Origin of the sequence: Myxococcus sp. AB025B (assembly GCF_006518215.1) — a bacterium.
GTDB lineage: Bacteria > Myxococcota > Myxococcia > Myxococcales > Myxococcaceae > Myxococcus > Myxococcus fulvus.
In genome coordinates, this window is sequence record NZ_SRLW01000580.1 from 1 (window position 1) to 2,107 (window position 2,107).

2 protein-coding genes are annotated in these 2,107 nt (G+C 66.0%); both read right to left on the bottom strand.

The genetic code is table 11. The features are described from left to right. Positions 1 to 123: 123 nt before the first annotated feature. Positions 124 to 768, bottom strand: a complete 645-nt coding sequence (locus tag FL311_RS42760; protein ID WP_228557474.1) for a metallophosphoesterase — start codon at positions 766 to 768, stop codon at positions 124 to 126. An 86-nt stretch (positions 769 to 854) separates the two neighbouring features. Further along, complete coding sequence (locus tag FL311_RS42765) at positions 855 to 1,748, bottom strand: hypothetical protein (RefSeq protein WP_141333378.1); 894 nt, start codon at positions 1,746 to 1,748, stop codon at positions 855 to 857. Between the last annotated feature and the right edge of the window lie 359 nt (positions 1,749 to 2,107).

The window sequence follows — 2,107 nt, forward strand, 5'->3', positions numbered from 1 at the left end:
CTCCACAGCCGGCTTCCAGCGTTCCATGCGCCACCTCCGAAGGTGGCGACCTGATCACGCGACCACAGCCCGAGTCGATCCCCTACCGCCTGCCTGCTCCCTCGCCGTAACCTGATCGGCGCTCTAGGACAAGGCCTCCAGCTCCACCTCGACGGGCGGACGGATGCCGAAGGGGTGCAGGTGGCAGTTGGACACGTTGAGGAAGCGTGTCGGCACGTCGGGCAGGGACTGCTCGCCCGGGGACTCGTGGATGTGGCCGTAGACGTGGAGGCGCGGACGGACCTGCTTCACGCGGGCGAGCAGGTCCTCGCAGCCCACGTGCGCGCCGAGGAACGTGCGGTCCCCCAGGCACTTGGGTGGACCGTGCGTGACGAGCACGTCGAGCCCCTCGGGGATGAGGTCCCAGTGCGTGCGGATGTCGGCGCCGCGCTCGCGGTTGAAGGCCATGCCGCCGAAGCGCGGCGTCACGGGTGAGCCCCAGACGCGCAGGCCTCGGACGAGCACCTCCTCGTCGTCGAGGTAGTGCACCCCCGCCTCGTGCGCGAGCCGCCGCGTCAGCTGCGGGTCGCGCTCGCAGATGAAGTCATGGTTGCCGGCGACGAAGACCTTCTCGCGTGCAGGGCAACGGGAGAACCAGCCGAGGAAGGATTTCAGCTCCTCTTGCTTGCCTCGGCGGGAGAAGTCACCCGCGTGGATGAGCACGTCGCACACGGGGACCTCGAGTTCCTCGTGCCGTCGATGTGTATCGGAGATGAGCACCAGCTTCATGCATCGCCCCTTGCGGACCTGAGAGGCGACGCTACACCGACGTGAGGGGAGCCGCGTGGAGTTCCCCTCACGGTGTCATCGCGGGGTCAGTTCTTGAGCAGCTTCGTCAGGATGCTCTCGTGCGCCTGGAGGCGCTTGTCGGTGGTGTCCTGCTCCACGGAGAGCCGGGCCACCTTCTCGTTGACGTGGAACAACCCCCGGCGCATCTCCGAGGCGTTGATGCCCATGGTCGCGGCGAGCTTCGCGAGCGTCTCCACGGACTCCTCGAAGCCCGAGCGCACCACGCGGAGGTCCCGGGAGAAGAGGTCCACGCGCTCGTTCATCTCCTCGTAGAGGCGGTCCGAGCGCTGGAGCTTGACCTCAATGGCCTGGTACCCGGTCTCCATGATGCCGAGTCGGGAGTCGATGGCATCGATGCGTGTATCCATGCGGTTGAGCCGCGTGTCCATGGAATCGAGTCTCTTGTCGATGCCATCCAGTCTTTCATGCACGGCCTCCATCTTCCGCTCGAGGGCGTGGACCTTCACCTCCAAGGTCTCCACCTTCTGCTTGAGCAGAATCACGTCTTGTTTCAGTTCATGGACGTCGAGCCGGATCTCCTTGACGTCCTGCTTCAAGACACCGACGTCGCCCTTCAACCCCGCGACGTCCCCCTTCAATCCGGCGACGTCGCCCTTCAGTCCGGCGACGTCACCCTTCAGTCCGCTGACTTCCTGTCGCGTCTCCGCGATGGCCACGTGATGCTCGTGGACCAGCTCCCTCAGCTCGCCGTACTCCCGCTGCACCGCCTGGAATGACTGCCTGAAGTCCGCGTGGCTCCGGTCCAGCGCGTCCAGGTTCACCCGCGTCCTGTCCATGTGCTGCGACAGCTTCGCGATGGCCGCGAGCGACTCCTCATGCGCCTTGCGCAGGCGCTCCTTCAACTCCTCCATCTCCCGTTGGTACATCGGCCCCAGTCCCCCACCGTCATTGCGCGCCATCTCGACGTCCTCCTTCGAGCGACCCCATGTCGCTTTCCAGGTGGAAGGCACCCTAACAAACCGACCTGACATGGAGGCAATACGGAAGACAACCTTAAGGGTAGTCACCGGAAATCGCGACGAACCCGCCGCGAACCTCCGGCGCGCGCCCCGCTCGAGCCCCCTCGCCTGTCGCACCGAGGACGCCTTCCTGGAGGAAGTGCTGGCTTCCGGGATGGCGGATGGGGTGTGCCGGGTTAGAAGCGCCGTGCACTTCCTGAAGACCCGCGAGGACCGCATGAAGCGTCGTACCCCGCTTTCCCTGCTGGCGCCCCTGATGCTGGTGGCCAGCCAGCCCGTCTGGGCCCAAGCCCCTGCCC